Origin of the sequence: Enterobacter cloacae complex sp. 402C9, from assembly GCF_050030745.1 — a bacterium.
GTDB classification, from domain to species: domain Bacteria; phylum Pseudomonadota; class Gammaproteobacteria; order Enterobacterales; family Enterobacteriaceae; genus Enterobacter; species Enterobacter intestinihominis.
The window spans coordinates 210,737-235,444 of sequence record NZ_JBLGUW010000002.1; the positions used below are offsets into that span (position 1 = coordinate 210,737).

Below are 24,708 nucleotides of genomic sequence, written 5' to 3' on the forward strand. Positions count from 1 at the left end.
GTCTGTTCGGTGTTCTGCAACTGGACCCGGAGGTTATATTACTTGCAGGCGTGCAGCTGATGCTCGCAAGACTCGTTGGTTTCTGTTTCCGGAGGTGTGGTTATGCAAAAAATTGTCTGCAAAACGCCACGATTGTCATCACTGGCATGTCGAGTTGTTTCGGCCACGAGGCCGCCCTGCGGCTGGCGGAGATAGGTGCCAACGCCATGCTGGCAGCCAGACGGAACTGGAGGCGCTCGCCGCCGATATTGTCACGGCGGGCGGCAATGCGAAAGTGATCTGAAAATTACCGAACATTACACCGATACAGCGGGCTTCACTGAGCATGTTTTCACCCTGATGCATCTGCTGGGATTCGCTTTTTCGCCAAGGATCCGGGATATTCATGAGAAGCGGCTGGTTATTCATCAAAAGGCCGAGCGTTATTCCGGGAAACAGTCCGTCATATCAACAACCAGCCTGAATCTCAAAGACATTGAGGCGCGCAGGGATAAAATATTGTACCTGGCAGCCTCAATTAAACAGGGGATTGTCACCGCATCGCTGATAATGAAAATGTTAGGGAAGGTGCGAATAAGCAGGTCATTTCTTCCCAAGCTGACTCGCTGATTAAAATTTCGCGGATCTGGGCCGATTTTTTTCCCGCAAACACATCGAATCAGCCTATTTAGGCTATTTTTTCCACCATTTCTGGCGTTATTTCCGGTTTTTACTGAGATCTCTCCCACTGACGTATCATTTGGTCCACCCGAAACAGGTTGGCCAGGGTGAATAACATCGCCAGTTGGTTATCGTTTTTCAGCAGCCCCTTGTATCTGGCTTTCACGAAGCCGAACTGCCGCTTGATGATGCGAAACGGGTGCTCCACCTTGGCACGGATGCTGGCTTTCATGTATTCGATGTTGATGGCCGTTTTGTTCTTGCGCGGATGCTGCTTCAAGGTTTTTACCCTGCGGGGACGCTCGGCGATCAGCCAGTCCACATCCACCTCGGCCAGCTCCTCGCGCTGTGGCGCTCCTTGGTAGCCGGCATCGGCTGAGACAAATTGCTCCTCTCCATGAAGCAGATTACCCAGCTGATTGAGGTCATGCTCGTTGGCCGCGGTGGTGACCAGGCTGTGGGTCAGGCCACTCTTGGCATCGACACCAATGTGGGCCTTCATGCCAAAGTGCCACTGATTGCCTTTCTTGGTCTGATGCATCTCCGGATCGCGTTGCTGCTCTTTGTTCCTGGTAGAGCTGGGTGCCTCAATGATGGTGGCATCCACCAAAGTGCCTTGGGTCATCATGACGCCTGCTTCGGCCAGCCAGCGATTGATGGTCTTGAACAATTGACGGGCCAGTTGATGCTGCTCGAGCAGGTGGCGGAAATTCATGATGGTGGTGCGATCCGGCAGGGCGCTATCCAGGGATAATCGGGCAAACAGGCGCATGGAGGCGATTTCGTACAGGGCATCTTCCATGGCACCGTCGCTCAGGTTGTACCAATGCTGCATGCAGTGAATACGCAGCATGGTCTCCAGCGGATAGGGCCGTCGGCCATTGCCCGCCTTGGGATAAAACGGCTCGATGACAGCGGTCATATTCTGCCATGGCAGAATCTGCTCCATGCGGGAGAGGAAAATCTCTTTTCGGGTCTGACGGCGCTTAGTGCTGAATTCACTATCGGCGAAGGTGAGTTGATGGCTCATGATGTCCCTCTGGGATGCGCTCCGGATGAATATGATGATCTCATATCAGGAACTTGTTCGCACCTTCCTTAGTTTTGCTGACCAGGCCACCCATTCACTATACCCTCCGAATTTGTTTGTTATAAGCATCATACCAGATTGGATTGTCAGCCAAATAACCTGAAGTACGGGAAGAGGTAAAATAATTAAAATTGAGCCTGTCCAATTTATCAGTTTTGAACATGTGGATTAAACCTTCGTTAATTAAATCATCGGGGAATGACTTCATATATTACATAGGAAGGAGTTGAATAGCCCATTAAGTCATATATTTTAGAGACAGAATCTTAACGGGCGAAATGTTTTTTTACAGTCAACCAACGTCAGATCATTTTTTGGACTGAACGATTTCCCAGTATCTCTCGTTAACACTGGTTTCACAGCGAGAAGGTATGTCAGACGGGGATCTTGATCGAGTAACAAATGCCTCGATTACATTTTTCCCTTCATCTGACACTTCGGCATCAGGTAATCTTCTAAGAGTCTCGTTTAGTATCTTAGTAGCCCCATCTCTCATCTTAACTGGATTAGTTTCTCCGAGAAGTTCACCACACATTTTTGAAACAGCTGTTGCGTGCCCAAAGACAGGTACTGGATCACTTTTTTTATTCTGTGTTTCGCTGGCATGAACAGAAAATACCAGTGAAAATATTCCTGCCAATACGATGCATTTAATTTTCATTTGTTTCTCCATGACTATCACCAAGTTAAAAACATAATTTTTATACCACAATATTTTCTCAACCATAAACAGCTATTTCTGGTTGTGGATCATAATTATTTCATCCCGGCGTTAAACTGACGCCGGGAACAGAATCCGGCCGGAATTTTCAAGGCATAGATAAATTGTTATCACGCCAATATTGATGCATGCCTGCAACCCATTGTTTCGAGATTGCCGACATCGTCTCTGCCAGGACACGCATACATTCAGGTGTGAATAACCGGACTGGCTCCCCCAAATCGTCACTCACAGTGATGATGTGCTCCAGGATGTTCCCGTGACATAAATTGTGACGAACCCTCACGATTTCCGCATAGGGCCTTTTCGGGGCACCTTCAGCAATCTTGGTCAGCAGATCCTGCTCCTCGGGAAACGCCAGCAGCGTCACCGGCATACCAGCCATGTGCGCCCTTCTCATTAGGGCATTACTGAGTGTGGCCATATCACTTAAATCCACCAGCGTTGCGGCTGGCTGCGAATGCGCCTGTGACTCCATCAGTTCAAGCGTCACCCTCAGTGAGGTTTCAATCCCGTTCAGGAAAGTTGTACAGGCAGCCAACCACAATTCAGCGTGAGTTGCCCGGGTAGCCTGGTCAAAAAAACAATCAATAACGGCTGTCGTGCTGTACGGCCAGTATGCTTCCAGGTCCCGTAACTGTGCCATGTGCTTCTCTAACGCCTCTGCAACCTCTACATCTACATCTACCGGATCGAAATCGTCGGTATCGATAGTCATAGGTAAATCCTGTTGTCAGTATCGTGAATGAAAATCCGCTGAACCATATCATACCCTTACATAAAATATGGCTTAGCGCCATTATATCTTTCCTAAATGCAGCGCCAGAGAGAACAGTTGCTAAACGCCAAATGAATCAGAACAACTGTTCCACGAACAGCCAGGTTGTGGGCCACAATTAGTTGACCACGGCATGGATAACAAGATGCAGTGTAAGACTGCGAGATCTTCATGGTCCAATCCAATTCTGACATGCTTTGAGTCACCCTCGTCAGATGATAAAATATGGAAAATTTATCTAATTCAAAAAGGGCTGCTTGTGGATAATTCATTTCGTGCAGAAATAAAGGTTCTTTCCGTTTTCGACTTTGATGGAACTCTTACCCGACATGACAGCTTTATCCCCTTTTTGCGCTTTGCCTTCGGTAACAGTGTCTTCACCCGCCGGTTGGTTAAACTCGCTCTTCCTACCCTGCGGTGTTTGAGTCGCAAACTAACTCGTGATGAACTCAAAGAAATTTTAATATCAACGTTTCTCACTGGTATCGAGGAAAAGTGGGTCAAGGAGAAAGCTGAAGCCTATTGCAACCTTTATTGGGGGCGTCTGATGAGAGCATCAGGCCTATTGGCCGTGGCAACGGAAGTTTCTAACAATGTTGAGGTGACACTCTGCTCAGCCTCACCGAGGCTTGTACTTGCTCCGTTTGCTGAACGACTGGGGATCAAGCTCATCGGTACAGAGCTGGAAAGCGTTAATGGTATCCTGACCGGGCGCATTACAGGGCACAATTGTCGTTGCATACAGAAAATTAACCGGCTGGAGTCTATTTACGGACCATTAGATCAGTATCATCTTCGAGCCTGGGGGGACACTCGGGGCGATTATGAATTGCTGGCAGCCGCCAAAGATGCCCACTGGCGGCACTTCCATCCTCGTTGGGACAGAAAAAAAGCTTTTATACACCGCTTAAAAAAGGAGTCGTTCAGGGTCTAAAATCGCACAACATGAACGTTTTAAATAATATACCGGGGCTAGCTTTCACAGTTGTCCATGACCAGTGTTTGGCCGTTGATACCTTTAAGACCCAGCTGGCTGGGTCTCTCGCCAGAGCCCTCTAATTAAGCTTTATCAGGAAGCAAGCTAAAGGATATTTAACCTTTTTGTTTCATCTATCCACGGTCTAAATTCTTCCAGTAAGTTATCGTATAATTTTTCATCGCTGATAGAGCCGAAGTCATCCATTGCAAAGAAATGGGTGTTATCAACGCGGCGGTCTGTAAAATCATCCAGGTTTTTCAGGATTCCGTAGCTAGATCCACCGAGGCCGACAAATTTCCAGAAGATCGGGAAGTTGGCTGAGCGCCGGATAGCATTCTTAATTGCTCCGGTCTTGCTTATCCCGCCATCGGTAATAAACACTATGTAAACCGGGATTTTTGAGTCTTTGAAGTAGTCGACAATTTCTTCCATTACCGGTGGTTCATTGTTAGTCCCACCAAGCCCCGGCAAATTTTCCCAGGCTGAACGCTTTCCGGATCCACGAATGGTCTGAATGTAATCGTCAAGGTTATCCAGAGTGACATTTGGATACTTCTTATGCTTCTCTCCAAAGCCCCAGACATCCATTTCGCCATCGTCATCGAACTGGGCGGCAAGGACGGCGATGCGATCCAGCACGGACTGAACGTTACCCTTACTGAACTGGCCACTCATTGAGCCGGACGCGTCAAGAACAAACGCAACTGCTGCCTCCAGGGTTTCCAGTTTATTTTTAGTGAGGCTGACTGAGGCCTTTTTAGCGAGACTTACAAGTCGCGGAGATTTTGTTTCGAGCTTCTTTTCCAGACTGATACGAGCAGGTTGTGCTGGCTGCGGAGCTGTCTGTGCAACATCAACACCATAACTCATCGCCAGGGGCTCAAGCCCACCGTTGAAACCGAGGCCAAGCGCCCGTAGCTTCCAACTGCCGTTATGGCGATACACCTCCGCCACGATAATAGCTTTCTCGCTGCGCCCTGCTGTTTCGGGATCAAACGATGCAATACCGGAGGCCTGCAAATTCAGATTCTGCAAGCCTGTAATAGTATCGCTTCCGTCTATCACGAGGGTTATGGCGATTTTCTGAACAGCCGAGGAAACGCGGTTAAGATCAATATGTACGCTTGATTGCTGCGTCCCTGCCGTCAGTTTTAAAGCCCCCTCCGGTGAACTCAGGTTATTGAAAAAGATGAAATCGTTATCACCGCTCACCTTACCTTGTGCGTTGAGCATGAAAACGCAGGTGTCGGGTTCGCCGTTAAAACCGGGACGTACCGGGTATCGCAAATTAAGAGTGACTGATGATGAAGATAGAAGGATATTTTGACCTGACTGTAATTGCATGACTCTGTTCCTTGTTTAGTAACCGTAGTCTCTGCCACCCTTTACCCGGGTTCTGGCCTGAAGTGCTGAAATACACTCATCGCGCTTTTGCTTGTTCGAAAAGTTGATGCGTCGGGATCCGAAATCACCATGGATATAGAAGTTGACACCTTTCTCGCGTGTGATATTCGATATTTTTCGAATCTCAATGCTGTCTTGCTCACCCATCCTGCTCAGAAACTTGAGACGAAGCCAGTCACCCAATCCCATATTGCCTAAATCTGCTGGAAGAATTATCGTTCTGTCATTGTCGTTAAAAATTATACCGAAATATTCTATGGCGATGCGTTCCGCCATTTTTTTCATTGGCCAGATCATTACAAGTGGATAGAGAACGAACATAACTCTTGCTATATAATGTGATATTTCTGGCGATACAAATTTGACGGGAAGCGCACTGAGTTGCAGAACGAGCACTGCTGAAACCACAATAACTGCGATAGAGGCACTTAACGTTTTAAAAATGACGCCAATATCATATACACGTTGAATGTTGGGGATAGCTGAATATTTTCTTTTTAGCTTTCGGTAGAAAAACATCCCGAATATCAGAAACGGCAGGAACACAAAAAAAGCCACAATAAAAAGTAGTATTACTGCTGAACCATCATCTTTTTTCTTTGCCATGTGCTAACACCTATAAAAAACCCCGGTGACAGCACCGGGGTTGAGTTTATTTTTATTATTAAATATTCACGCCGTGCTGGGTTGCCAGTGCAGATAACCCGCCAGCAAAGCCCTGGCCGACAGCTTTAAACTTCCATTCAGCGCCATGGCGGTACAGTTCGCCAAAGACCATTGCAGTTTCGGTTGAGGCGTCTTCAGACAGATCGAAACGAGCAATTTCCGCGCCGTTGTCGTTGTTGTACACGCGCATGAAGCTGTTGCTCACCATGCCGAAGTTTTGTTTACGCGCTTCTGCATCATAGATGGTAACGGCAAACACCAGTTTTTTGATGTCTGCTGAGACTTTGGTCAGATCGATTTTGACCTGCTCATCGTCGCCGTCGCCTTCACCGGTACGGTTGTCACCCTGGTGCTCTACCGCGCCATCAGGACTGGTTTTGTTATTGAAGAAAATGAAATGGGCATCTGACAGCACTTTACCGTCTTCGCCTACTGCAAATACGGAAGCGTCCAGGTCAAAACCCTGACCGTCGGTTACACGGGCATCCCAGCCCAGGCCAACCATAGCGACATTCATGGTTGGTGCTTCTTTGGTCAGAGATACGTTGCCGCCTTTTACGAGAGAAACTGCCATTTTAAGCTCCTGCAAACAGTTGAATTAGGGCTGAATAAACAGCCCCGGATAAGAAAAGTAACTTTTCGGTCAGGACGCGTTAATACCGTACTGAGCACATACAGATGCCAGACCACCAGCATAACCCTGGCCTACTGCGCGGAATTTCCACTCACCATTGTGACGATACAGCTCGCCAAACAGCATGGCGGTTTCAGTGGACGCATCTTCGGTCAGATCGTAGCGAGCAACTTCAGTCTGGTTATCGTCATTTACCAGGCGAATAAACGCACCGGATACCTGACCAAAGCTCTGGCGACGAGCCTGAGCATCGTGGATAGTCACAACGAAAATGATCTTGTCAACTTCAGACGGGACGGCGTCCAGTTTAATTTTCAGCGATTCATCATCACCATCGCCCTCACCGGTCCGATTATCGCCGGTGTGCGTTACGGAACCGTCCGATGACGTCAGGTTGTTATAGAAGATGAAATCTGAATCGCCGCGCACTTTGCCATTTGCGGCCAGCAGGAAAGCTGAAGCATCCAGGTCAAAGTCCTGACCGTCTGTTGAACGCGCATCCCAGCCAAGGCCCACCAGGACGTTTTTCATTGACGGAGCTGCTTTACTCAGGGAGACGTTCCCGCCTTTGGAAAGAGAAACACTCATAAAATAACCTCTTCGATTAGTAATTGTTCAGGTTAACACTTCAGGGGATCAGCTCCCCTTTTCCTCAGATTCAGGTTTGCCCGGGAACATGACGCTTGCGAGAATGCCCAGCGCCAGAACACCCAGTACAACATACAGGCTGGTTGTGGCCGCGATGCTGTAACCATGATGCCAAATGTGATCGGTCGCATTCAGGCCCAGTTTTGCCGCGATGAAGAACAGCAGCACGATAACGGCCTTCTCCAGATGAACCAGGTACTGTTTCAGTGCTTCAAGGACAAAGTACAGAGTACGCAGGCCCAGGATAGCAAACATCATGGCACTATAGACGATAAGCGGTTCACGACTGACGGCAATGATTGCCGGTACCGAGTCAAACGCAAACATAACATCCGATAGTTCAACCACGGCCACACACAGGAACAGAGGGGTCGCATACAGCGCCGCCTTTTTACCACGGCCAATGGTGACATCGCTGTTTTCTGGTTTCGCCAGTTCGGCATCCACTTCCTTCTGGTTAAGCAGGAAAGCATGACCTCTGAGCTTCGGCCAGATAGGGAAGAAGCGTTTAACCATGCGGTAAGCCAGATGCTGGGAATAATCCTCAATTTCATCATCGTCATCACCGCTTTTAAGCATCATGACCGCCGTCCAGGCGACGATGATAGCGAAGACAACTTCAACATACGGCCCCAGACTCAGCAGGCTCGTACCGATGGCGACAAAGATGCCCCTGAAGACGATGGCACCAATGATCCCCCAGTAGAGAACACGGTGGCGGTAACGATCAGGAACGGCGAACCAGGAGAAGATGGCCATCATGACAAACAGGTTGTCGACCGACAGCACTTTCTCCAGCGCATAACCCGTTACAAACAGGCTGGCAACCTCAGCACCGTGGTGGATGTAGAGGAAACCGGCAAATGCCATCGCAACCACAACCCAGAATACGGACCAGAGCGCCGCACTCTTCAGGGAAATGGGCTTGTCATCACGGTGCATAAACAGGTCAATAAAGATGGCACCGACTGAAAGCGCAATGAAAACAATGACCGTTTCAGTCGGGAAGCCGATGTGTGTGGAAACCATATTTTACCCTTAGGGATGTGGATCAGAGGCCAAATTCAGCCGGGTCGAAGCCCAACGCGATAGCGATCTCGCGGGAGGCCAGTTTCTCGTCCTGATCGAAGTTACCGTCACTTTTCGCAACGGCAATACCAACACGTAAGGCCAGCTGAGCGGCCTCAGGCTGATCTTTCAGCGCCAGGATGTATTTCATGGTTTCGCCCTTGCCGATTTCAACATCGAAATCGAAGCTTGAAACCAGTTTATTGAAGAACTCGATCACCTCATTGGTATCGAAGACCTTCAGCTCTTCTGAAGAGCGAAGAAAGCCCATCATTTTCTGCTTTTCTTCCGAACTCACGCCGTCACTCGATACGGCAATACGGGCACATACAGCAACGGTGCCGTGCATAAATTTTTTGTTTTTGAAACGACCAACCTGGCGGGTCAGTTCGTCCCGGCCAGAGTTAATGGCACCTTTTACCTTGTCGAAAAAGCTCATACCTGTTTCCTTTGTTGCTGTGTTATTTAGAACCGGCGCTCCAGCGAAATCCCCAGCCAAATGCCCGGTCCATTTCGTCCTGGCCTTTGAAGTACTGGTTGATACGCTCGACTTTAATCGCGCCGTTTTCATTTACGAGTCTGGCAATGGCGCACAATGTGCGACGGTTTTCACCTTCGGTGAGGCGGGTCTCAATGGGAGGCTGATCCGGCACATGAATGGTGACCACACCATCAGTCTTGTCCCAGCTGGGAATACCTTCATAAATAAAGGCGTAAATCAGCACTTCACGGATATGCTTCCATTCCCGGCCATTGATATGCAGCCACTCGCCGTCTGATACATCACCCGTCCGGTCATCGCCCTTGAGCTGAACATAAGGCTCATCGCGATAATTACCGAATGCATTACCCAGCGCCTGAATGACCGATTTATACCCGTCCTGAAGCTCAACAAATGCCCCAAGATCCAGGTCGATTCCTTTGGAGCCGAACATGCCTGCGAAACCCGATTTGCCGCTGCCCCGGTGCCAGTTCAGGTTGATCCGGATTTCACCGAAGTTATCCCGTTTGGTCAGGCTGATTGCTGGCTTCTCTTTTGTCAGAGATACCTTACTCAGGCTGATTTTTGTCTCAGCTGGCGGAGGGGTTGCAACCGGAGGGGTCGGGGCGGCGGGAGCAGGTTCGTCGGCAATATTTACGCCGAAATGCTCTGCCAGCGGTTTAAGACCACCGTTGAACCCCTGTGCAACGAAGCGGAATTTCCAGTCATTATTACGACGGTAAAACTCACCCAGAATTAAGGCTGCTTCCTGACGGCCGCTCAGTTCGACAATGCCGCTAACCAGGCCGGTAGCCCCCTGCTCCACGTCGATGGAAAGATTACGAAGACCGGACACCGTCTGCCCACCGTCACAGGTCACTGTGAACGCAATTTTCTGGACATCAGATTTCAGCCGGTTGAGCGCGACAGTAAAAGTTGAGTACTGGCCTTCACTGACCAGGCTGACGGTACCATCATCGTTGCGTGGCTGACCATAGAACACCATGTCCGCATCACCCTGCACCTTCCCGTCGGCATACAGGCGAAACGCCGAAGCATCCACCTGACCGCCCGAGGTGATCCGGACCCGCAACTCCTGGGCTGGAACGGGGGCATTGCCCCCCGGCGTCAGGTTCATTAGCGAATAACCGCTGAAACGATATCGGAGTGCATATCGTCAATTGTGCGGCCGCGACAGGCATGGCCAAGGGCGGTAAAGTCCCAGTTGCCGTTATTACGACGCAGCGAAGAAATAACGATCCCGGTATGTGAGCCCTGCTCAGTCAGCTTGTAGCGAGCCAGCTCTTTGCCGGTTTGATCGACCACGCGGCAGAATGCGTTTTCGACGTCATTGAACGACTGACCACGGAAGCTGTTAACCGTAAACGCCAGGTATTCAACGTTTGCAGGCAGACGGGAGAGGTTGACCTTAATCACTTCATCGTCGCCGTCACCCTCACCGGTCAGGTTATCGCCACTGTGCACAACAGCTTTGCAGGTGGATTCCAGTTTGCGGAACCAGATGGTGTCAATTGTTTTACCAGTGCTGTCCATTAATACGCAGCCAGCATCGAGATCGATTGAGTCGTTGCCACCTAACAGTCCGCCAAGAAAACCTTTTTTCTTAATCGGATCCCAACCGAGGCCGAATTGAAGCTGGCTTAATGCTGAAGATTCTTTGCTGAGTGATACCGTCTGGTTCTTACTTAATGAAACCATGTTTTATTCCTTAAAATGGTAATGACCGAGACAATCAAAGGGTTGTTTATTAACTGACGAAGAAAATCATATCATGATGAAGTTCTCTGACAAGGGAAATTTTGGTAGTTTTCTGTAAAAACACAAAATGAAATCCTTTTTAGGATGTCCTTATCTCTAGACTTGTATTAAATATCAATACTTTAACAGGGCACACAAAAACACTGGCACACTCCATAATCCCAGGAGTTATTAATCATATTATGATTGACATGTTGCGTAGACACTCATAGACTCACTTCTCAATCATAAATTTGCATGGCGTTCCGGATAATTAAAAAAAATGAACAAAAAAATTTGGTTTATGGAAGGTTTGTCCTCCCAGCGAGATATTATTCAGGGGGTAAAATCATTTGCACAAAAAAATAATTTTGCCATTACCGTTTTTGCCTCCCACCGTAACGAAAGAAATGAAATCCTTTCCGTTGCCGATTATTCTTTGACTGAACCTGAAGATCCTCAAAAACGTCTCCAGTTTATTCAGGAAACCATTCAGACCTACGGCATCCACCATATTCATACTGGCCGTAACAGCCAGTGGTTTGAAGAACACCGTTCAGCCATTGAATCGACCGGTGCCACCCTTACTACCGGTGCAACGGGCGTCGACTGGTTAACTCTGGCTGACGAAAAAGTTACTTTTGCTCAGTTTATGGAGCAAAAGGGTCTCCCGGTCGTACCATCCTGGCGGGTGAATACGCTGGCAGAATTAAAGACACACCTCGCGGCCCCGCCGTTCACTGACAGCCCGGTATGCGTGAAGCCGGTGACGGGTATCTATGGCATGGGATTCTGGCGCTTTGATGACAGTGCTTCGCCTATGGCCGTCTTTAATCATCCCGAACATCGTCTGGTCAGTCCGCAACAGTATATTGCAGCAGCATCAGCTGCTGAGTCGTTTAAACCCCTTGTTTTGATGCCGTACCTGCCAGGCCCGGAATTTTCCGTCGATATCCTCGCGGATAAGGGCGAAATACTCGCAGCCGTGGGACGCCGTAAGGAAGGGGCTATCCAGTATCTGGTAAACGAAGGAAGCGCCTGGGAACTGGCGTGTGACTGCGCCCGTGTTATGAAGGCCGACGGGCTGGTGAATGTTCAGACGCGAAACGATGTGAATGGCAACCCGGTGCTGCTTGAAACCAACATGCGTCCGTCAGGGGGGGTGGGTTATACCCTTCACAGCGGGGTGAACCTTCCTGGGTTATTTGCTGCCTTTAAGCTCGGTCTGATGTCTGAAGATATGGTGCGCCAGAGCGCTAAAAACACCTTTTCTCCGGTTGCGGTGAGATCCATTACGGATGTAATTGCATACCCGGAATCACTCTCTAACCTTCTGAATTAAGGTGTATTTATGTCTGACATCCTCGAAGATATGATTTATCGCCGTACCCTCTCATGCGGTACGATTCAGGTAACCCGCGACCAGGGTGAAGTTTCGCTCGATGACCTGTTTGATATCGCTGAAAGACGTAACCCGAAACGCGCCTTTCTGTTTGTCAGCAAAGTACTCGGCAGACACATTCCCGTGCCACCCTCAGTCATGCGGCAGGCCTATAGACAGCTTGCCAGCCAGTTCCCCGCAACGCTGACAGGGCCCGTACTCTTTATCGGTATGGCTGAAACCGCCGTTGGGCTTGGGGCCGGTGTGTTTGATGAAGTGCGCCACCAGCATCGTGAATCTGTATATCTGACCTCTACCCGTCACCCGGTTGATGGCACGTTGCTTTGCGAGTTCAAGGAAGAACACAGCCACGCCACTGATCATCTGATCTATCTGCCAGATGATGAAGAGAAAAGACGTCGTGTTACCAACGCGCGAACGCTGGTTTTGATTGATGACGAGGCAACCACCGGTAATACCTTTATTAACCTGCTTTCTGCCCTGCGTAATACCGGCAAGCTTCAACATATTGAACAGGTTATCGCCGTTACGCTTACCGACTGGAGTGGCAAAGCCTTGTCCGAGCGCAGCACCTTACCCGTCACTTCGGTTTCTCTTGTAAGCGGTCAGTGGGGATGGACCACATTACCAGATGCACCGGTCCCGGACATGCCGAAAGTCAACGTAACTTCACGCGGAGAATGGGACATCCAGGGGAAACAGTCATGGGGTCGACTGGGGATGCTCGCACCTGCGGCCGATCTCGGCCATGAGGTTTCCGTCCGCAAAGGGGAGCGTGTTCTGGTTCTCGGGACAGGGGAATTCGTCTGGGAGCCGTTCCTGCTTGCAGAACGGCTCGAAGCTGCCGGGGCAAAGGCATTTTACGGTTCGACCACCCGCTCCCCTATCGCCGTTGGTTATGCCATTGAGTCCGCCATTTCCTTTACGGATAACTACGGGCTGGGCATCCCCAATTTTGTCTATAACGTCGCCCACCAGCAGTTTGACCGCATTCTTGTGTGTACTGAGACACCCGCAGAAAGTATTGACGCGCAGCTTCTTAAGGCGCTGGCTGAGGTTGCGCCCGTCGTGGAGATTGTTACCTATGAATAAACCCGTTGTTCTGAGCGACCTTGACGACACGCTCTTTCAGACCCGTCGTAAAATGGTAGACGAGCTGGCCCTGGAGCCATTTCGTACCGGTGCCGTTGATCGCACCCTGAATCCACGAAGTTTTATGACAGAAGAACAGTCCATGCTGGTGGACTGGCTCCTTGAGCAGGCTGAACTCATTCCTGTTACCGCTCGGGGAACTGAAGAAATCAGCCGCGTCAGGATCCCTTTCCGCTCCTGGGCAATCACCACGCATGGGGCCGTCATTCTAACGCCAGAGGGAACGCCCGACGAGGAATGGAAGGCCCTTATGCTCGACCAGTTAGCGCCCTACCAGGAAAGGTTAGAGTCTATGCAACGTCTGATCACTGAAATGATGGACGCAAAGGGGATCAAGGCCTGGGCAAGGCTTAACTATGAATATGATGAAACTCCGGTTTATATGGTGATGAAACACCGGGACAGCACACGCCTCGATGAGCTCACTGCTATTGCTGATGAAATTGAAAAGGTGTTCTCAACGGAAGGTTTCTACATCCATCGAAACAGTAATAACGTAGCCTGGCTCCCCACGCCGGTTGAGAAGGGGCGAGCTGTCAGTTGGCTGCTCGAAAAGCTTCGCGCTGAGCGCGGGGTTTTCCCCGTAATAGGTCTGGGTGACAGCCTGAGCGATCACCGTTTTATGAAACTGTGCAGCTGGTTTGGCATTCCGCGACAGAGTCAGTTTGCAGAGGCCATTTCACAGCGAATTTTTGGAGAAGAATAAAATGCAGCCACATGAAACATTCGCTGGCTCATACCAGCCCGGTGACGTGGAGTTTCTGCTAAAGCCGGTAGTCATTGAGATGACGCCGGTTGAGCAAAAAGAAGAGCTGATTCAGTCCGGAAAGAAACATTATTCGGACATGCTCAGCCAGGAGCCAGCACCCACACAATGGCATCTTGATTTGTTTCACCGGGCGCTGGATCGGGGGGCAGACCGGCTTGCAAAAGAAGTCACGCAGCTCGCTATTGCTCTGGTCGAACGCTTCGGTGATGAGCCCATCATTCTGGCCAGTCTTGTCAGGGCAGGTGTGCCCCTCGGCGTTATGCTGCACCAGACCCTGCGTGATATGGGGAAAACCTCATGGCATTACGGCATCAGTATCATCCGGGATCGCGGAATTGACAGTACAGCACTTGACGTCATTGAAGAGCGACACGGTACCAGCGGTATTGTGTTTGTTGACGGATGGACAGGTAAAGGTGCAATTACCGGAGAGCTTGTACGCGCACTGAAAGATCGCCCGGGCTATCCTGAGCAGCCGCGACTGGTTGTCCTGGCGGATCCCTGTGGCTGCTCCTGGCTTGCTGCCAGTGATGATGACTGGCTCATTCCTTTTGGCATCATGGGTGCGCCGGTATCAGGCCTGATCTCCCGGTCAGTATGGTCCTCTGAAGGATTACATGGGTGCATGGTTTGCGAGCATCTCAGTGAATTCGAATGCAGCCGGATGCTTGTCGATACCGTCGCTCATTTCCGTAAGAAGTTAACACCGACATCCCTCGCTCCCCTGAGCTGGAATACGGAGTCAGCCCGGATCTTATGGCAGACAAGTCGCGACGTTATCGCGTTCCTGGCCGATGAATTTAAAGTGGACAGCGTCAATCGTATTAAACCCGGTATTGCTGAAGCAACCCGGGCTGTATTGCGTCGGGTACCGGACCATATATTTGTGCGTTCTATTGACGACCCGGACGTTGCCTTGCTTGTAGGGCTTGCTCGTGAAAAGGGAATAGTTGTTACAGAAATGGGGGGAACCCTCGGCCAGTATCGGGCTGTAACCATTATCAAGAAGGTACTCTGATGAAAAATCGTCTTTCTCCCTGGAATCTGGGAGCCACGCTATACATGCCTGCAACACGGGAAGATATTGCTGATGCCGTCCTGCATGGGAAAATCCCGGGTTTGCGCTCTCTGGTAATTTGCCTTGAGGATGCTGTCAGTGAAGCAGACATCCCCATCGCCCTCAAAAATCTGGAGCACCTGCTGCACGAGCTCAGTAACAGCATGCGTAGCCTGGGTAAAAATGACTGGCCTCTGGTGTTCATTCGCCCCCGGCATGCCGACATGGGCAGATGGTTAAAAGCGCATTATGATCTTTCCGCTGTCGACGGGTTTGTGTTGCCGAAATTTACCCTCAGTTCGTTAGCTGAATGGTGGGATATCATGGGCGGGACTCACCTGTGCATGATGCCAACGCTGGAAACAGAAGACGTCTTTGACGTGGCTCAGATGCGGGAGCTGGCCACCCGTCTGGTGGAACATCCCTGCCACGACCGCATTATTGCGCTTCGAATCGGCGGCAACGATCTTATGAACGTTGTGTCGCTTCGCCGTCCCCGGGACCTGACGCTGTATGACAGCCCGATGGGCTACGTCATCAAAATGCTCGTTTCGGTCTTCGGCCCGCGTGATTTTGCCCTGACCGCGCCCGTATGTGAGCATATTGACGATCATGCCGTAATGGCCAGAGAGCTGGCTCTTGATATGGCACATGGGCTTGTTGGGAAAACGGCCATTCACCCGGGTCAGATAGAGGTCATTCAAAACGCGCTGATGGTCACTCAGGGTGAGCATTCTGACGCTCTGCGGATCCTGAACTCTACCCAGGCCGTGTTTAAGTCGCAGGGAGCAATGTGTGAACCCGCCACACATCGCCGCTGGGCGGCTGGCATTCTGGACAGAGCTCGTTTTTATGGGTTACAGAACGAGCAAAGCGCTGATGGAATCAGATTACTTACCGTGACCCAGCATCATTAAGGAAATCATAATGGGGTTCAGGTTCAGAAAGTCGATCAACATTATTCCTGGTGTTCGCCTCAACCTGAGTAACGGTGCACCGAGCCTGAGTGTCGGGCCGAGAGGTGCTTCCGTTTCTTTTGGAAGCCGGGGGACCTATGCCAATCTGGGCTTGCCCGGTACCGGGCTGAGTTACCGTACCCGGCTTGACCGGGCCGCGCGTTCCGGAGGTGGGAACCGGACGGCTACCGACCCGGGGCTCAGACAGGCGCTTGAGCAGGAAGCCGCTGATCTCATGTCAGCGGTGACCGCAATCCGTAATATTCACGAGCTGACGCCGGATCCTAAAACAGGCATCAGCTGGGCAGAGCTGGAAGCAGTATACCTGCATAACAGAACGTCGCCTTTTCAGGTTCCGGCACCGGTGCGTCCAGAAAAGCCAGACTATCTTGCATTGCCGGAAAAGCCTGCCGAGAGCGAAGGCATTAGTTTTCTGGGTAAATGGTTTGAATCGGAATCAGCTAAAGCTGAGCGCCACGCCGAAAATCTTCGCCGGTGGCAGCAGGAGCTGATTGATGTGGAGCGTGAGAATACCCTTCGACAGCACCGGTACCAGCAACAACGGACGGCCTGGGCCGAACAGTATGCAAACTGGAAGTTTGAGGCTGAAGAACATGAAAAACGGCTCGCCACGGCTCAGGCAGATGCCCGGCAGCAGTTCCGGACAGACGCCGCGTTTTTCGAATCATACCTGGCGGGTGTGCTGGCAGAAACTGAATGGCCGCGTGAAACGCTTGTTGCATTTGAAGTAAAGCCGGAGCTATCAGCAGTCCTGCTGGATGTTGATTTAGCTGAGATTGAAGATTTCCCTGATAAGATTTACGGCGTTAATGCCCGGGGCACGGAGCTGACGGAAAAAGCCATGACGCAAAAAGCCGTACGCGAAAACTATGCCCGCCACGTCCATGGCTGCTTGTTCCGCCTGGTCGGTATCGTTTTACATACGCTACCGTTCGACAACGTGATTGTGTCAGGCTTTACGCAACGGGTCAGTAAGCGGACCGGCTATCTGGAGGATGAGTATATCCTGTCCTGCAAATGCAGTCGCAGCCAGATGTCGTCAGTAAATTTTGCAGGCTTAGAACACATTGATCCGGTTGAAGCGTTAGGCGATCAACCGGTTATTCGAAAGATGAGCAGTACCTTCATTTTTCAGCCTATTGAACCACTAACCCTTTAAGCAGGCTAAATCTTACGATGCAATTAAATACCAGACAGGCCCGGATTTTTAAGCTTGCCAACTTACTGGGCACCGGCAAGCCCGTTTCCGCTGCCGACATTATAACCAGTCTGGAATGCTCAGAGCCGACATTAACCCGGGCACTCAAAGAGCTACGCGAGTCATATTCTGCGGAGATCAAATACAGCAAGGCAGGTCATTCATACCATCTCGTTAATCCGGGCCAGCTGGATAAAAAGACCCTTCGCCGGATGAATGAAGCGCTCGCACAGAATGCTGAACTGAAAACCGGTGAGTCCACAGGGAAGGTCGTACTCGATAAGGATAAAAAAACAGCCGTGTCATTATCGCTACGCATGCGGATTTTAAGAAAAATTGACCGTCTGGCTGCGCTGAGTGGCTCGACCCGAAGTGAAGCGGTAGAGAAGCTGGCTCTGCACTCCGTTGATGAACTGATAAAAGAATACAGCGCTAAAAAGTCCTGACGCTAAATCTCAGACCGGGGTGAAAACCCCGGTTTTGTCATATTTCACCTCTGTATCTGCGTGACGGAGTTTTGATCTATTCTCCTCCCGCAATGTCAGCAGCGCCTTTCTGCCTACAAAACCTGGTGTCTTGACATCCTCTTGTGCTACACATCAATCTTTGGGCGATTTACACTCCATTCATGCAGATCTGTGATGTATGATGATTTTCATACATAAGAAAGTTTATTTTTGCCGGAGTTTTTTTCAGAAATCTTATATTCCAGTACGGTCTGAATTTTTTTCTCTGATAAGAGGCCATTCACATGTCGGTAATTCAATGGTGGTTAACTTATTTCTTTAATGCCGCTTCTGAGTATTTAATCTCCACCCGACAGATGTCGTGCCGTTTTATCAAATCTACAAACTCTGGCCTCTTCCTGAAACTACTCTCCTCTTCCGATCTCTTAAGAAGGAATTACATTTGAGACGCTTACCCGTATATCTGCTACTCGACACGTCCGGCTCTATGCACGGAGAGCCTATCGAAGCGGTTAAGAATGGCGTTCAGACGCTGCTTACCACGCTGAAACAGGATCCGTATGCACTCGAAACGGCTTACGTGTCAGTGATCACCTTTGATTCTTCAGCCCGACAGGCAGTCCCCCTGACAGACCTCCTGAGTTTCCAGATGCCAGCACTAACAGCCAGCGGCACCACGTCTCTTGGCGAAGCGCTTACCCTGACGGCCAGCTCCATTGCCAAAGAAGTACAGAAAACGACGGCTGACACTAAAGGTGACTGGCGTCCCCTAGTATTCCTGATGACGGATGGAAGTCCGAATGATGACTGGCGTAAAGGCCTGAATGACTTTAAAGCCGCCAGAACCGGCGTTGTTGTGGCATGTGCAGCCGGGCATGATGCCGATACCAGCGTCCTCAAAGAAATCACTGAAATCGTGGTTCAGCTCGATACAGCTGACAGTTCGACGATTAAAGCTTTCTTTAAATGGGTCAGTGCGAGCATTTCGGTAGGCAGTCAGAAAGTGGAGTCCAGCAAAAAAGAAGTGATCGGTCTTGAAGACCTGCCACCGCCGCCGCCAGAAGTAAATGTGGTCTTATAATTTTATTAATTAAGGGGATGTCATGTCTGTCAGTCTGAGCAAAGGCCAGGGCGTAAGCCTGAAAAAAAATGAATACGATCTCTCGTCCGTTACTATCGGCCTGGGTTGGGATATTAATGAGGAAAAGAAAGGTTTCCTCGGCGGGATCTTTGGTAAAAAAGAAGAAGAATACGACCTTGATGTGATCGCTTTCCTGTGTAATTCAGCCGGAAAGGTGACCGATCTCGGCAATGTGGAAAATGGTAAACCAACGCTTGTGAATGGCGATATCATCTTTTTCAACAGCCTTCGCCATAAGTCAGGCAATATCTGGCTGACAGGCGATAACCGAACCGGAGCCGGTGACGGTGACGATGAGCAAATTATTGTGCGCCTGAATTCCCTTGACGCTCAGTACGAGAAAATTGTGTTCATCGTTCAGATCTACAATGGTGAAAAGCTCCAGCAGCACTTTGGTAAAGTTCAGAATGCCTTCATCCGGGCAGTAGATGCCCGTAATATTGAAATGGCACGATTCGATCTTTCTGGCGGACCCGCCTTTGCCAGCCAGCGCTCCATGGTCTTTGCCGAGCTGATACGCGAACCTACAGGCTGGAAACTCAAGGCAATTGGTGAGCCTTCAGAATCAGATTCGTTTGTCTCACACCTGAGGAATTACATCTGATGCGTCGCCTGCCTGTTTACCTTGTTATCGACACCTCCGGTTCAATGCGCGGTGAGTCCATCCATTCCGTTAACGTTGGAATTCAGGCGATGCTAAACGCACTCCGCCAGGATCCATACGCCCTCGAAAGTGTCCATGTCTCCATTATCACCTATGACAATGAGGCGCGTGAGTTTATTCCTCTCACGCCGCTGGAAGACTTCCAGTTTTCTGACATCGTTGTGCCAAGCGCTGGCGGGACGTTCACCGGCGCTGCCCTTGAATGTCTGATGCAGTGTGTAGACCGGGATGTGCGTCGCTCAGATGGTGATACAAAAGGAGACTGGCGTCCCCTGGTATTCCTGATGACTGATGGTACGCCTTCTGATGCCATGGCGTACGGTGAAGCGGTAAAAGCTATTCGTGGCCGGGGATTTGGCTCCATCATTGCCTGTGCGGTAGGTCCTAAAGCAGGCCACGAGCATTTAAAACAGCTCACTGATAAGGTTGTGTCTCTGGAGACTCTCGACTCAACCGCTTTTGCAGGTTTCTTTAAATGGGTTTCGGCCAGCGTTTCTTCCGGTAGCACAAGCGCGGGGATCAATGCCGGAACAGATACCCTCCCACCTCCTCCACCAGAAATACAGCTGGTGCTCTGACAGACAGGAAGGTGCTGCTTTACCCGGCAAACGCCTTCCTTTACAGAACCGTTTTCTGCTGACTGTTACCAGCCGTACGAGGGATATTATGAGACGCCTTCCCGTTTTTTTTGTTCTGGACTGTTCAGAGTCCATGATCGGTGAAAACCTGAAAAAAATGACTGATGGTCTGCAAATGATCGTCGGAGATTTAAGAAAAGATCCACACGCACTGGAAACGGCCTGGGTCTCGGTAATCGCATTTGCCGGAATAGCCCGCACGATTGTACCTCTGCACGAAATTGCCTCGTTCTACCCTCCCCGCCTTCCCGTTGGCGGCGGCACGAGCCTTGGGGCTGCATTGCGTGAGTTGACCGTGCAAATTGATACTCAGGTAAGAAAAACCACTCATGAGACTAAAGGCGACTGGAAACCCGTAGTGTATCTCCTTACCGACGGACGTCCGACTGACGACACAACCTTAGAAGTGAAACGCTGGAAAAATAACTACGCGAGTAAGGTGAATCTCATTGCCGTTGGCCTGGGACCGTCAGCGGACCTGAATATCCTGCGGCAGCTGACAGAAAATGTCATGCTATTCACAGAGTCACAGGAAGGCGACTTTACCCGCTTCATCAAATGGATCACGGCCTCGGTTACTGCTCACAGCCGCAGTGTCGGGGACGAAAAACAACCGGAGCTCAGCCAGACTGAATACATAGTTCGCCTGTCCAAAGACGAGTATGTAAAAGCGTACGACGAAAACTGCGTTACGCTCACCGGGCGTTGCAGCAAGACTCGTCGACCGTACCTGATGAAATATGAACGGCCACCAGCAAGGGTTTCCGGGCTCGATTTCAACCTGAACCTGAACAACTTTAATATTGCCGGATGCTATCCCATTGATGAGGACTATTTTGCGTGGTCAGATGCCACCGCTACCGATTTGCAGGTAAACACAAGCGAACTGCATGGTGTACCGGGTTGCCCCCACTGTGGTAATGCCAGTGCGTTTGCCATGTGCTCATGCGGGAAGTTGCTCTGCATTGATGGCCCCGATGACGTGATCTGCCCATGGTGTGAAAAAGGTCTTTCATTCAGCAATGATGGCGGAAACACTAACTTCGACGTAAACAGAGGGAGAGGTTGATGTCGCAAAATACGTCACTTGAAGAAAAGATTATCCGCTTAGTTCTGTCTGAGCTCAGCCACACCGCAGAAGGTGAGCGGCTTTCCCTTCCATCCCAGGATCCTGCCCTGTCTGCCGAGGTTATGCAGCTTATAAAGCGGATTGAGAACCTTGCAAAAGGTACCTCTGCACTGGTTAACGAAGGTGAGAACGAATCAGTGACTGCCCTCCCGCCTGCTCCAGGCCTTGCCGAAAAGCAACAGCCGGTCGGGACTGATGAGGATATGCAGGGAAACCACGCTATTGACAAAAAAGAGACGCAAACAGCCACAGTCAACGAAACCAGCCCTACATTGTGGAAATTGATGCCTTTTTACGAACTTCAGAAACCAGGAAAAAATGAAACTGAAAACCAGCCGTCTCCGATACTAAAACCTGGGCAGGTACCGGAAAGCCAGCATCGGACCGGGTCAGCAGTGCAATGTGTAATGCCCCCGACAGCGAGAATAACCATACCCAACGCCCGCGCAGGCGAACGTTTCTCTTCGCCGGTTGCCATCATACTGGATGAGGGTGGACGGGCGACGATAAGAGACGTTGTCTTTCCCCGGGACATTGGCTTGTCGTATAAAAAAGAACAAGGGTTGCTCACTGGCATACCCACTGAAATTGGCGATATTGAGCTTTCAGTACTGTGGTCATACACTTCGCACGACGAATGCGAAACAAAGTTACTTTTTGTAGTAAACCCGGATCCGAGAAGCCTGTGGAAGGTAATAGAACCACCAGCAGACGCTCCCTACCCTAAGGCCCATCTGGACTCTGCTGGCCTGGTCAGAGATAACATATGTATTGCTGCCGCCAGTCGCCGGGGCCGCTCTCATGAGCATGCCGGGAGCTTCAGAGATGATGACTTCTATATCAACCACTGCCAGGAAACAGGATGGTCTGTCATGCTGGTCGCAGACGGGGCCGGTAGTGCAGTAAATTCCAGAGAGGGATCGCGAATTGCAGTCATGACGGCTGGCGATTACCTTTTCAATCAGCTCAGTGGAGTGAAAGGCGTCCGTTTAAAAGAGCATATCACGACTTGGGAAGGGAGCGATCAGCAGGCAACCATAAACGCCATGCTTCATCATTTTAAACAGGCAGCTACGCTCGCGGTCAACAGCATCCAGAACGAAGCCATTTGTGCAGAACAACCTGTGAAATCCTATTCAACAACCCTTCTTGCAACTGTAGCACTGCGAACTGAAAACGAGCTGTTTGCAGCTGCTTTCTGGCTTGGCGATGGTGCGATAGGTGCATACAGTCCTTCAGGTAAAGTCAGGATACTTGGAAATCCCGATAGCGGAGAATACGCAGGACAAACCCGCTTCCTTGACCAGAGCATTATCGCAGACCCATCATTTACTGGTCGCATCAGCGTGGGCAAATGGAATGACGTATCTCACTTGATCCTTATGACCGACGGCGTATCAGACCCTCTGTTTGAGACTGATAACGGGCTTCGCAGTGACGAAAAATGGACCCGTCTCATTAATGAGATCTCCCCTATCCTCGCAGACGCCAGTATTGCGTCTGAGGGGTTAGGCGACTGGTTAAACTTTTTCTCCACTGGGAACCATGATGACCGCACTATTGCGGTGTTGTGGTAAGGGATACGCTTTTTCGGTGATCAATATGGCAAATATCGTTACGTGTAAAACAAAGAACGGCGAAACAGTCCAGTATGTTGACGAGGTGATTGGTTCAGGCTCGATGAAGGATGTTTACTTTTCGCCTGATAAATCTTACGTCGTCGCTTTTTATCAAAAACCGCAGAATGAGCAGGCCCGGGATCGTATTGATATGATCACCGGCCGCTACAGGCAAAACATTTTTGGACAATCCGGTGGCGAATACTGGAAGGATCTGTTTTGTTGGCCGACCCACGTTGTTGAGCATGGGAATAAAATCGGTATCGTGGTTCCAACCTACCAGAACCATTTTTTCTTTAAATATGGTTCCAAAAACGATGATTTTCTGGATATTAAAGGCCGGGAGAAAGAAGGCAAATGGTTTGCCAGCGCCAGCAACCAGAATAAATTCCTCGATCCGCGTGAACGAGGCAATACGCTTACCTATCTCAAAGTCTGTCTGCTGCTGACAAGAGCCGTCAGAAGGATGCATGCAGCTGGCCTCTGTCACAGCGATCTCAGCTATAAAAACGTGCTGATTGATCCAGAAATGGGCCATGCCTGCATCATTGACGTAGACGGCCTAGTCGTTCCTGGAAAGTATCCTCCCGATGTGGTGGGCACTCCGGATTTTATCGCTCCGGAGGTGGTGAAAACCAGCCATCTTTCCAAAGAAGATCCGAACCGCGTACTGCCAAGCATTACTACTGACCGCCATGCACTGTCGGTGCTTATCTACATGTACCTGTTTTTCCGTCATCCGCTACGTGGCGGAAAAATACATGACATGTCGGATGAAGTGCGTGATGAAACCTTATCAATGGGTGAGAAAGCGCTCTTCATTGAACATCCGACAGACAAAAGTAATGCAGTCAAAATCAGTCAGTTATCCTCCTTTTCACTTCCCTGGGCTGACCCGGGTAAAATTCCTTACACCATCATGGGTCCCTACCTGACGTCATTGTTTGATCGAGCCTTCATCGATGGCTTACATGATGCCACAAAACGCCCTACCGCCGATGAGTGGGAAAGTGCCTTGGTTAAGACCGTTGACCTGATACAGCCCTGCCAAAACACGAAATGTGAACAGAAGTGGTACGTTTTCTCGGGTAAGACAAAGCCGGTCTGTCCTTACTGCGGTACGCCGTATAAAGGTAAGTTGCCAGTGCTTAATTTTTATTCTTCTCGTAAAGAAGGCAGCTATCGTCCTGACGATCACCGGTTGATGGTCTGGAGCGGGCAGTCTATCTATGCGTGGCATGTGAATCGTCTTATCGCGCCAAATGAACGTACAACGGATGCACAAAGGAAACGGGTTGGTTATTTTGTTTACCATAACGATCAATGGTGGTTGGTAAATGAAGGCATATCAGGACTAATGTCATTACCGGATAAGCGGCAGATTATGGTTGGGGAAAAAATAGAACTGAAGAATAACGCTCAATTTGTTTTGTCAAAAGAGGAAGGTGGCAGGCTGGTAGTCGTTCAATTAGTAGAAAACTAACAAATATCTCTTACCAGATTTTAGCTGTTACGGCATTGAGCCACTCATCGCGACTAATTCGATGAGCGGCCCGCCAAACGAGGCTGTGAAGCGCTTATGAAGGCGATGGATCGGTTTAACAAAGA

The 24,708-nt window shown here is 50.1% G+C and carries 25 protein-coding genes and 1 pseudogene; 15 read left to right on the forward strand and 11 right to left on the reverse strand.

Annotated features, from left to right (window positions below):
• Positions 1-270 precede the first annotated feature (270 nt).
• Positions 271-561 (forward strand): annotated as a pseudogene (locus ACQG1K_RS23635) (Tn3 family transposase); the annotation flags it as partial.
• 148 nt (positions 562-709) lie between these two features.
• Here ACQG1K_RS23635 and ACQG1K_RS23640 read toward each other — a convergent pair.
• The 3 genes from ACQG1K_RS23640 to ACQG1K_RS23650 form a co-directional block, all read right to left on the reverse strand.
• Positions 710-1,690: an IS5-like element ISKpn26 family transposase gene (locus tag ACQG1K_RS23640; RefSeq protein WP_426741893.1), complete on the reverse strand. Its 981-nt coding sequence runs from the start codon at positions 1,688-1,690 to the stop codon at positions 710-712.
• 367 nt (positions 1,691-2,057) lie between these two features.
• The gene (locus ACQG1K_RS23645) at positions 2,058-2,477 is read right to left on the reverse strand and encodes a hypothetical protein (RefSeq protein WP_015062971.1); all 420 of its coding nucleotides are present in this window, start codon (positions 2,475-2,477) and stop codon (positions 2,058-2,060) included.
• 82 nt (positions 2,478-2,559) lie between these two features.
• Positions 2,560-3,189 carry a hypothetical protein gene (locus tag ACQG1K_RS23650; RefSeq protein WP_032610449.1) on the reverse strand — a complete coding sequence of 210 codons (630 nt, stop codon included), beginning with the start codon at positions 3,187-3,189 and terminating at the stop codon, positions 2,560-2,562.
• Between the two features lie 313 nt (positions 3,190-3,502).
• Here ACQG1K_RS23650 and ACQG1K_RS23655 point away from each other — a divergent pair, with 313 nt between their 5' ends.
• Positions 3,503-4,183 carry an HAD family hydrolase gene (locus ACQG1K_RS23655; RefSeq protein WP_032610522.1) on the forward strand — a complete coding sequence of 227 codons (681 nt, stop codon included), beginning with the start codon at positions 3,503-3,505 and terminating at the stop codon, positions 4,181-4,183.
• Positions 4,184-4,330: 147 nt separating this feature from the next.
• Here the strand turns inward: ACQG1K_RS23655 and ACQG1K_RS23660 are convergent, their stop codons facing one another.
• From ACQG1K_RS23660 to ACQG1K_RS23695, 8 genes are all read right to left on the reverse strand, one after another.
• Positions 4,331-5,572 carry a vWA domain-containing protein gene (locus tag ACQG1K_RS23660; protein WP_015062974.1) on the reverse strand — a complete coding sequence of 414 codons (1,242 nt, stop codon included), beginning with the start codon at positions 5,570-5,572 and terminating at the stop codon, positions 4,331-4,333.
• Positions 5,573-5,587: 15 nt separating this feature from the next.
• Positions 5,588-6,238, reverse strand: coding sequence for a hypothetical protein (locus tag ACQG1K_RS23665; RefSeq protein WP_032610453.1), 651 nt, complete (start codon positions 6,236-6,238; stop codon positions 5,588-5,590).
• A gap of 58 nt (positions 6,239-6,296) precedes the next feature.
• Entirely contained in the window at positions 6,297-6,872 is a 576-nt protein-coding gene (locus tag ACQG1K_RS23670; RefSeq protein ID WP_015062975.1) for a TerD family protein, read from the reverse strand.
• Positions 6,873-6,941: 69 nt separating this feature from the next.
• Positions 6,942-7,520 carry a tellurium resistance membrane protein TerD gene (gene terD, locus ACQG1K_RS23675; protein WP_015062976.1) on the reverse strand — a complete coding sequence of 193 codons (579 nt, stop codon included), beginning with the start codon at positions 7,518-7,520 and terminating at the stop codon, positions 6,942-6,944.
• A gap of 48 nt (positions 7,521-7,568) precedes the next feature.
• On the reverse strand, positions 7,569-8,609 hold the full coding sequence (gene terC / locus ACQG1K_RS23680; RefSeq protein WP_000255079.1) for a tellurium resistance membrane protein TerC: 1,041 nt from the start codon (positions 8,607-8,609) through the stop codon (positions 7,569-7,571).
• 22 nt (positions 8,610-8,631) lie between these two features.
• Complete coding sequence (locus tag ACQG1K_RS23685) at positions 8,632-9,087, reverse strand: tellurite resistance TerB family protein (protein WP_000007448.1); 456 nt, start codon at positions 9,085-9,087, stop codon at positions 8,632-8,634.
• 22 nt (positions 9,088-9,109) lie between these two features.
• Complete coding sequence (locus ACQG1K_RS23690; protein ID WP_015062978.1) at positions 9,110-10,267, reverse strand: TerD family protein; 1,158 nt, start codon at positions 10,265-10,267, stop codon at positions 9,110-9,112.
• Positions 10,267-10,848 (reverse strand): TerD family protein, encoded by a 582-nt coding sequence (locus tag ACQG1K_RS23695; protein WP_015062979.1) that lies wholly within the window; start codon positions 10,846-10,848, stop codon positions 10,267-10,269. The genes ACQG1K_RS23690 and ACQG1K_RS23695 overlap by 1 nt, the downstream gene beginning before the upstream one ends.
• A gap of 322 nt (positions 10,849-11,170) precedes the next feature.
• Here ACQG1K_RS23695 and ACQG1K_RS23700 point away from each other — a divergent pair, with 322 nt between their 5' ends.
• From ACQG1K_RS23700 to ACQG1K_RS23760, 13 genes are all read left to right on the forward strand, one after another.
• On the forward strand, positions 11,171-12,229 hold the full coding sequence (locus ACQG1K_RS23700; RefSeq protein ID WP_015062980.1) for an ATP-grasp domain-containing protein: 1,059 nt from the start codon (positions 11,171-11,173) through the stop codon (positions 12,227-12,229).
• 9 nt (positions 12,230-12,238) lie between these two features.
• The gene (locus ACQG1K_RS23705; RefSeq protein ID WP_032610455.1) at positions 12,239-13,381 is read left to right on the forward strand and encodes a phosphoribosyltransferase domain-containing protein; all 1,143 of its coding nucleotides are present in this window, start codon (positions 12,239-12,241) and stop codon (positions 13,379-13,381) included.
• Positions 13,374-14,147 carry a hypothetical protein gene (locus ACQG1K_RS23710; RefSeq protein WP_032610456.1) on the forward strand — a complete coding sequence of 258 codons (774 nt, stop codon included), beginning with the start codon at positions 13,374-13,376 and terminating at the stop codon, positions 14,145-14,147. The genes ACQG1K_RS23705 and ACQG1K_RS23710 overlap by 8 nt, the downstream gene beginning before the upstream one ends.
• Before the next feature lies 1 nt (position 14,148).
• Positions 14,149-15,228: a cysteine protease StiP family protein gene (locus ACQG1K_RS23715; RefSeq protein WP_426759511.1), complete on the forward strand. Its 1,080-nt coding sequence runs from the start codon at positions 14,149-14,151 to the stop codon at positions 15,226-15,228.
• Complete coding sequence (locus ACQG1K_RS23720) at positions 15,228-16,184, forward strand: HpcH/HpaI aldolase/citrate lyase family protein (protein ID WP_015062984.1); 957 nt, start codon at positions 15,228-15,230, stop codon at positions 16,182-16,184. Before ACQG1K_RS23715 ends, ACQG1K_RS23720 begins: the two co-directional genes overlap by 1 nt.
• A gap of 10 nt (positions 16,185-16,194) precedes the next feature.
• Entirely contained in the window at positions 16,195-17,403 is a 1,209-nt protein-coding gene (locus ACQG1K_RS23725) for a DUF4236 domain-containing protein (protein ID WP_000506888.1), read from the forward strand.
• A gap of 17 nt (positions 17,404-17,420) precedes the next feature.
• Positions 17,421-17,888 (forward strand): tellurium resistance protein TerW, encoded by a 468-nt coding sequence (terW, locus tag ACQG1K_RS23730; RefSeq protein WP_001176767.1) that lies wholly within the window; start codon positions 17,421-17,423, stop codon positions 17,886-17,888.
• Positions 17,889-18,351: 463 nt separating this feature from the next.
• A complete protein-coding gene (locus ACQG1K_RS23735) occupies positions 18,352-18,990 on the forward strand; it encodes a vWA domain-containing protein (protein WP_001388628.1) in 639 nt (212 codons plus the stop codon).
• A gap of 22 nt (positions 18,991-19,012) precedes the next feature.
• Positions 19,013-19,654: a TerD family protein gene (locus ACQG1K_RS23740; protein ID WP_032610462.1), complete on the forward strand. Its 642-nt coding sequence runs from the start codon at positions 19,013-19,015 to the stop codon at positions 19,652-19,654.
• Positions 19,654-20,292 (forward strand): vWA domain-containing protein, encoded by a 639-nt coding sequence (locus ACQG1K_RS23745; RefSeq protein WP_015062986.1) that lies wholly within the window; start codon positions 19,654-19,656, stop codon positions 20,290-20,292. Before ACQG1K_RS23740 ends, ACQG1K_RS23745 begins: the two co-directional genes overlap by 1 nt.
• A gap of 88 nt (positions 20,293-20,380) precedes the next feature.
• Positions 20,381-21,421, forward strand: coding sequence for a TerY-C metal binding domain-containing protein (locus tag ACQG1K_RS23750; RefSeq protein ID WP_015062987.1), 1,041 nt, complete (start codon positions 20,381-20,383; stop codon positions 21,419-21,421).
• Positions 21,421-23,058 (forward strand): PP2C family serine/threonine-protein phosphatase, encoded by a 1,638-nt coding sequence (locus ACQG1K_RS23755; protein ID WP_015062988.1) that lies wholly within the window; start codon positions 21,421-21,423, stop codon positions 23,056-23,058. Before ACQG1K_RS23750 ends, ACQG1K_RS23755 begins: the two co-directional genes overlap by 1 nt.
• 25 nt (positions 23,059-23,083) lie before the next feature.
• Positions 23,084-24,583, forward strand: a complete 1,500-nt coding sequence (locus tag ACQG1K_RS23760; protein ID WP_032610464.1) for a helix-hairpin-helix domain-containing protein — start codon at positions 23,084-23,086, stop codon at positions 24,581-24,583.
• Positions 24,584-24,708 lie beyond the last annotated feature (125 nt).